The 6,932-nt window shown below is 69.3% G+C and carries 7 protein-coding genes; 4 read left to right on the top strand and 3 right to left on the bottom strand.

The annotated features are described in order from the left end of the window. The first annotated feature begins 298 nt into the window (after positions 1-298). Positions 299-1,126 (top strand): hypothetical protein, encoded by an 828-nt coding sequence (locus tag NQ706_RS10745; protein WP_038566484.1) that lies wholly within the window; start codon positions 299-301, stop codon positions 1,124-1,126. Between the two features lie 97 nt (positions 1,127-1,223). After that, entirely contained in the window at positions 1,224-1,649 is a 426-nt protein-coding gene (locus NQ706_RS10740) for a YccF domain-containing protein (RefSeq protein WP_006946995.1), read from the top strand. Here NQ706_RS10740 and NQ706_RS10735 read toward each other — a convergent pair. Together NQ706_RS10735 and NQ706_RS10730 are read right to left on the bottom strand one after the other, a co-directional pair. Further along, on the bottom strand, positions 1,643-1,909 hold the full coding sequence (locus NQ706_RS10735; RefSeq protein ID WP_038566485.1) for a hypothetical protein: 267 nt from the start codon (positions 1,907-1,909) through the stop codon (positions 1,643-1,645). The two genes, NQ706_RS10740 and NQ706_RS10735, sit on opposite strands and share 7 nt — an antisense overlap. A gap of 143 nt (positions 1,910-2,052) precedes the next feature. Next, positions 2,053-2,682, bottom strand: coding sequence for a maleylpyruvate isomerase family mycothiol-dependent enzyme (locus NQ706_RS10730; protein ID WP_038566487.1), 630 nt, complete (start codon positions 2,680-2,682; stop codon positions 2,053-2,055). A 116-nt stretch (positions 2,683-2,798) separates the two neighbouring features. Here NQ706_RS10730 and NQ706_RS10725 point away from each other — a divergent pair, with 116 nt between their 5' ends. Next, positions 2,799-3,275 (top strand): YfbM family protein, encoded by a 477-nt coding sequence (locus tag NQ706_RS10725; RefSeq protein ID WP_081873535.1) that lies wholly within the window; start codon positions 2,799-2,801, stop codon positions 3,273-3,275. A 285-nt stretch (positions 3,276-3,560) separates the two neighbouring features. Here NQ706_RS10725 and NQ706_RS10720 read toward each other — a convergent pair whose 3' ends face one another. After that, positions 3,561-5,159 (bottom strand): APC family permease, encoded by a 1,599-nt coding sequence (locus NQ706_RS10720; RefSeq protein WP_051805497.1) that lies wholly within the window; start codon positions 5,157-5,159, stop codon positions 3,561-3,563. Positions 5,160-5,327: 168 nt separating this feature from the next. Here NQ706_RS10720 and NQ706_RS10715 point away from each other — a divergent pair, with 168 nt between their 5' ends. Further along, positions 5,328-6,851: an aldehyde dehydrogenase family protein gene (locus NQ706_RS10715; protein ID WP_235182061.1), complete on the top strand. Its 1,524-nt coding sequence runs from the start codon at positions 5,328-5,330 to the stop codon at positions 6,849-6,851. Positions 6,852-6,932 lie beyond the last annotated feature (81 nt).

The raw sequence follows: 6,932 nt of genomic DNA, 5'->3' as shown, positions 1-6,932 counted from the left end.
GCGACACGACCCGATCAAGCGAGCGGAGGTAGGACCGGAACGAAGTGAGGATTCTGCCGCAGTGAGCGCTGAGGAAGTCGCCCAGAAGACAGGGCGACTAGGTATCGATCGCGCGTCTTCCGGCGGAAGGGGTTCACAAGCTCATCCCATGCGCTCGGCGCGACACGAGCTGGTCACGCTTCTCACGCCCCACCTGGCGGATACCGGGTGGGGCGCGAGCAGCTCAAAGCGATCTACACGACGCGTCGGTCGAGAAATTCAGTTGTGGCGTGGGGCGCCGGGCTGCGAGATTCACCCCATGAACCCTGAGGCGTTTCGCGACCTGTACGACTCTCAGCTGCGCGGTCGGGCGGAGGTGGCCGACGCCGACGAGGTGACGCCGATCGGCCCGGTGTTCGCTGCGACGTTCCCGGGCCGGCGGCGCGGATTCGTCACCTACGACCCGTTCGTCATGGACGACGGGCTCGACGAACTCATCGACGCCGTCGTCAGCCATTTCGAGGCCGACGAGCGCGTCGACCACTTCGAATGGAAGACGCGCGGCCACGACGTCCTGCCGCGGCTGCTCCAGCGGCTCGAGGCGCGCGGATTCGAACTGGAAGAGCCCGAGACGGTCATGGTCGGGTCGGTCGACGACGTCATCGCCGCCGACGAGGGCCTGCCCGCCGGATACACGCTCGAACGCGCCGCCACCCAGCAGGCGATGCGTGACGCCGAAGGCCTCGCCGGGCGCGTCTTCGGCGATTCCCCCGAGCGCAGCCGACGTCAGGGCGACGAACTCGTCGAGCGCATGAGGCGCGATCCGGAAAGTTTCGAGATGTGGTTCGTGCGCGACTCGGCAGGCGACATCGTGTGCTCGGGGCGGGTCGATTTCGTGGACGATACCGACTTCGCGGGCCTGTGGGGTGGCGCGTGCGACGAACGTCATCGCGGGCGAGGCCTCTATCGCGCGCTCGCAGCGCAGCGCGCCCGGGCAGCCATGACGCGCGGAAAGGCGCTGCTGCAGGTCGACTGCACCGAGTATTCGCGCCCCATCCTGCAGCGTGCGGGCCTCGTCGCGGTGACGACGTCGACACCCGCCGTCTGGCGACGGCCTGCCTCGAACACGTCTGGCGCACCCTGCTGAGGTGGCATGTGAGGCGACCCAGGAGCGATTCAGGTCATCTGGATAGGCTGTGGAGGTCGTATCGACACCACCCGGGTTCGACGACACGGGGAGAACAATGAAGACGTTGCTCAACATCATCTGGTTCGTGTTCGCCGGGGTGTGGTTGTGGTTGAGCTACATGCTCGCCGGGCTCATCATGTGCATTCTCATCGTGACGATCCCGTTCGGCGTCGCGTCGTTCCGCATCGCCAACTTCGCCGTGTGGCCGTTCGGGCGCACGTACGTCGACAAGCCGACAGCGGGCGTCGGGTCGATGATCGGCAACATCATCTGGTTCGTGCTCGCGGGCATCTGGATCGCCATCGCGCACATCGGCACAGCCATCGCCCTCGCCGTCACGATCATCGGTCTGCCCCTCGCCTGGGCGAACCTCAAGATGATCCCGCTCGCACTGTTCCCGCTGGGCAAGCAGATCGTCCCCGAGAGCGCGGCGCGCCCGCTCATGCCGCAGGCCGGCACGCCGACGACGTCGCGCTACTGACGCGGCGCCGGCGGCGCAGCCCCAGGGTCGTCGGAGTAGGGGTACGGCTTGGATTCATCGTCCGCGCCGATGCCGTAACCGTGCTGTTTCTCCGGGGCCTCGACTGCCATCCACGTCCGGATCATCCCCGGTACGAGGAAGGCCACCCACGCGATCGGCCACGCGTGGAAGGCGAAGCCGAGCACGAGAAACACGATGAGCGCCAACGAGCCGGAGATCGCGAGCAACTTCTGAGCCGTGGAGTTCGATGAGGCCTTCATGACTCGAGTCTAGGCGCGCCATTCGTCGCCTCACGCGGCCGACGCTCACGGATCCCCCATGGCATGTGTCATGGCTCCACCGCCCGATGTTGCCCGGGAACCCAGGCACCCGCGCCGCGAATCCCGGGCAACATCGACGAGCGTCAGCGCGTCAGGCGCGCGCGGTACGTCTCGACGCCGTCACCGGACAGGTCGTCGAGGTAGGCGGTGCGTCCGAGCATCGTCATGATGAGCGCGATGATCGGCCCGGAGACGACGTCGCCCTTGCCCGTCTCCCACTTCTGATCGGTAGCCATGAGGTGCAGGCCCTTGATGCGGTCGCCCGCACCCATGCCGAGGCCGGCGTCCTTGTAGTGGTCGGCGAGCTGACGCAGCGTCTCGGCGGGGTAGGTGTGTTCGATGTCGAGCGCGCGGCGGATGTCCTCTGCATGCACGACGACCTCGCCGAGCGCGGCCTCCGCGGAGAACGGCGACACGCGCTCGTGCATCGACTCGCGGAAGGCTTCGAGCGTCTCGGCGGGTGTGCCACCAGAGAAACGCGCAACGCCGGCGTCGCTGACGGCCTGGACGTTGCCCTTGTGCGTCAGCATCTGCTTGGCGGCGCTCGCCTTCGACGTGCGCGCCGACGACGCGAGGTGCGCGACGACCTGCTGCACGCTCCAGTCCTCGCACAGCGACGGGGCGCGCCACTGCGCGTCACTCAGCCCTGCGAGATCCTCGAGCAGCGACTCGCGCTCGTCGTGGACGGACTTCCAGGTGATCTCGTGCGACATCGTCAGCCTTTCGAAGGGCCCGGGGCGCCCGGGCGTGCCGTGTTCGCTCCCAGTCTGCCAGCCGCGGCTGACGGCGGCGCTGACACGCGGGGGGCGTGGGCAGTACCGTCGGGCCCATGGGAATGATCTGGACGGCCTACCGCATGGACGATACCGAGGCGCAGCGACTCGTCACCGACCTCACGTCGACGGGTGACGCGCCCCTGCAGGCGCTCGAGACGCTCGAGAAGTTCGACGACGAGCGCATGCTCGATGTAGACAAGGCCTGGCATGCGCTCGAGCGCCTCTACAAGCAGGCGCACGCTCCGAGCCCGATCTCGGAGGGGCGGGTGCCTGACTCCGAGGATGTCGTCGTCGGCCACGTGACGCCCGCGCGGGTGACGGCGATCGCCGCCGCGATGGGCCGCATCACGCCGAGCATCCTGCGCAAGGGCTACGACGCGAAGAGGTTCACGCGCGACGAGATCTACCCCGGCATCTGGGACGAGGACGACGTGCTCGACGTGTACGTCATGCCCTACGACGCCGAGCTGCGCGAGTTCTACGCCAAGGCAGCCGAGGCGGACGAAGCCGTCATCTGGCAGCTGAACTGACGTCTGTCGCGCTCGAACCGGGCGCCTCAGAACGCAGCGGGGCCCCCCCCGGGGGGGGGGGGGGGGGGGGGGGGGGGGGGGGGGGGGGGGGGGGGGGGGGGGGGCCCGCCGGCCCGGGGGGGGGGGTTGGGCCGGGGGGGGGGGGGCCCGGGGGCGCCCGCCGGGGCGCACCACGCCGCCATCGGCCCGCTCACCGCCCGCCGGGCGCGCCCCCCCGGGGCCCCCCCCCCCCCCGCGCCCCCCCCCCGCCGGGCCCCGGGGGGGGCGCGCTGCGTCGCGGGTCGTTCAGGGCGTCGGTGCCGCCGACGGCCCGTCGATCTCTGTTGCGCCGTCGGTCGCCTCGACGCGGTCCATGCCCATGAGCGCCCACTGCTGCGGCGCGCGGGCCTTGAGGACGAACGAGGAGATGACACCGATGACGACGGCGACGCCGATGAGCGCGGGCAGCTGCCATGCGAGGGCGCTGTTCGGGTCTCCGATGAGGTTGCCGAACTGCGATGCGGCATACGCAGCGACGCCGCCCATGAACACGGCCGAGAGCGCGGGCGCGACGAGGGTGCGCCAGAGCCCGCCGAGGCCGGTGCCGGCGGTGGCGACGTCACCCGTCACCCCGTCGTCGGCTGCGGCCTTGCCTCGTGCGCCCCGGTGCTTCGCGAAGAACACGACCACGGCGAGCGACGCGAACGCCATGAGGAACAGGATGGCGAGCGTGCCGAGCTGCGTCAGCCAGGTGAACAGGGCGAGCACGGGATCCTTGTCGGTGACGACGAAGATCGTCAGGACGACAGCGGCGAGCACCGTCTGGCTGATCGAGCCCATGTGCGGCGACAGGTGCACCGCGTGCGTGTGGCCGAGGCGGGCGGGCACGAGCCCCTCGCGTCCGAGGGCGAACAGGTAGCGCGCGACGGCGTTGTGGAACGCGAGCAGCGCCGCGAAGACGGATGTCGCGAACAGCAGCGACATCACCTTCGTCGCGCTCGAACCGAGGTAGGTATCGCCCAGTTCGAAGAGGAAGACCGTCGGGTCCGGCTTGAGGCCGCCGAGGTGCTCGACGAGCGTCGAACCGCCCTGCGCGCTCACCATGAGGAACGTCGTGATCGAGTAGAAGACACCGATGACGGCGACGGCGAGGTACGTCGCGCGCGGCACGGTGCGACGCGGATCCTTCGCCTCCTCCGAGTAGATCGTCGTCGACTCGAACCCGATGTAGCTCGCCGAGTTGAACAGCAGTGCGATGGCGAGCGAACCGCTTGTCAGGGCGTCGAAGCTGAACGAATCCCAGGCCAGGTGCGATGCGACACCGCCGTGGCCGCCCTCCCCACCCTTGCCGATGATGGCGCCGTCGAGCAGGAGGACGATGAGGAATTCCGCGGCGACGAGGACGCCGAGCACCTTGACGGACAGATCGACCTGGCGGTAGCCGAGCAGCGCGATGACGGCCCACGCGACGAACGCGCACGCCCACCACGGCGGGTCGAAGCCGAGGTTGTCCGCGCAGAAGCTGGCGGTGGCCGAGCCGAAGAGGCCGTAGAGGCCGATCTGCATGGCGTTGTAACCGAGCAGGGCGATCCACGCCGCAGCGCCGCCGGCATGCTGGCCGAGGCCGCGCGCGACGTACGCGTAGAACGCGCCCGTGCTCGTGTGGTGACGTGCCATCGCGGTGTAGCCGACGGCGAACAGCAGCAGCATGGCGCTGACGATGAGGTACGCGAACGGAATGCCTCGCCCGTTGCCGACGAGCATCGCGACGGGCGCGCCGCCGGCCATCGCCGTCAGGGGCGCGGCGGCGGAGACGACGATGAACGCGATCGCGATGACCCCGAGGCGCCCGGAACGCAGGCGGTGCTCGGTGTGTGGGATGTCGGAATCTGCGCGCGGACTCATGTCGGGAGACGACGTGGGAGTTGCCATGCCGGGCCTTTCGTTCGGGGGCGAACGATCTCGCCTCGAGGGTCACGGTAACCCATGATGTGATCTGAGACACATGAGGATCAGATGACGATTTGATCTCGCGGCACGATGTCCGTTTGGGCCCGAACGATTGGTAGTGTGATGCGCATCACCGCACCAGCCAACCTTGCGAGGAGCGTCATGGTCACCGCGCCGCAGCCCGAGAAGATCACCGTCGAGGGGGTCGAGGTCGATACGCGTCACTGGATCGGTGGCGAGCGCGTCACCAGCGCTGACGGTGCGACGTTCACCGACGTCTCCCCGATCGACGAGAGCGTCATCGGCGAGATCAGCGCAGGCGCCGAGGCCGAGGTCGACGCTGCCGTCGCTGCTGCGCGCAAGGCCTTTCCGGCATGGGCCGGCATGCCGGTCGCGGAGCGCGCGGCGCTGCTGCGCAAGGTCGCCGACGGCGTCGAGGCGCGTGTCGAGGAGCTCGCGCACGTCGAGACGCGCGACAACGGCGCGCTGCTGCGCAGCCACCTGCGCGGCGTCATGCCGCGCGTCGCGATGAACTTCCGCTTCTTCGCCGACTACCTCGAGAACGACCTCGCCCACCCCGACATGACGGTGCCCGGGCGCGGCCACCGCGAACGCATCACGTACGACCCGGCCGGCGTCGTCGCCATCATCACGCCGTGGAACGCGCCGCTCATGCTCGCGACCTGGCGCATCGGCCCGGCGCTCGCGGCGGGCAACACCGTCGTCGTCAAGCCGCCGGAGTGGGCGCCGCTGACGGCGTCGCTGCTCGCCGACATCATGCGTGACGCGGGCCTGCCCGACGGTGTGTTCAACGTCGTACAGGGCACGGGCGTCGACGCGGGCGCCCCACTGACGCGTCACCCCGGCATCAACCGGCTGTGCTTCACCGGCTCCGTCCCGACGGCCGGCGTCATCGCCGCTGCGGCCGCGCCGAACATCGTCCCGTTGTCGTTCGAGCTGGGCGGCAAGTCGCCGCTGCTCGTGCTCGACGACGCCGACATGGATCTGGCCGTCGACATCGCCGTCGAGCAGTTCGACAACGCCGGGCAGGTCTGTCTCAAGGGCGCGCGTCTGCTCGTCGACGCCAAGATCGCCGAGGAGTTCACGCAGCGTGTGCTCGACAAGGCTCGCACGCTCAAGCAGGGCGACCCGCGCGACCTGACGAGCGACGTCTCCGCACTCATCACGCGCAAGCACTTCGACACCGTCGACGGTTTCGTGCAGCGCGCCAAGGCCGACGGCGCGCGCGTCCTCATGGGTGGGGGGCCGAACGACGAGCTGGGCGGCCTGTTCTACTCGCCGACGATCCTCGCCGACTGCCCCGAGGGCTCGGAGATCCTCACCGAGGAGGTCTTCGGCCCCGTCCTCACGATCGAGACGTTCGACGGTGACGAGGCCGGCGTCGCGATGGCGAACGACACGCGCTTCGGCCTCGCCGCGACGCTCGTGACGTCGGACCCCGAGCGGGCAGAACGCGTTTCGGCGCAACTGCGCGCGGGCACCGTCTGGGTCAACTGCTTCTTCGTCCGCGACCTCGGCGCGCCGTTCGGTGGCAGCGGCCGGTCCGGTATCGGCCGCGAGGGCGGCATCTGGAGCTTCGACTTCTATTGCGACGTGAAGAACTCCGTCTTCGCGCCGAGCAACTGAACGATCGAGTCGCTGAACAACTGAATGGCCGAGAAATTGTGCGGCACTGCTCGCAGGTGCCCGCCGCACATCCTTTGCGTG

The organism is Dermacoccus sp. BD5 (genome assembly GCF_044878485.1).
Taxonomy (GTDB): Bacteria; Actinomycetota; Actinomycetes; order Actinomycetales; family Dermatophilaceae; genus Dermacoccus; species Dermacoccus nishinomiyaensis.
Note: the sequence above shows the minus strand (reverse complement) of the source record. Positions and strands in the feature narration are given on the sequence as shown.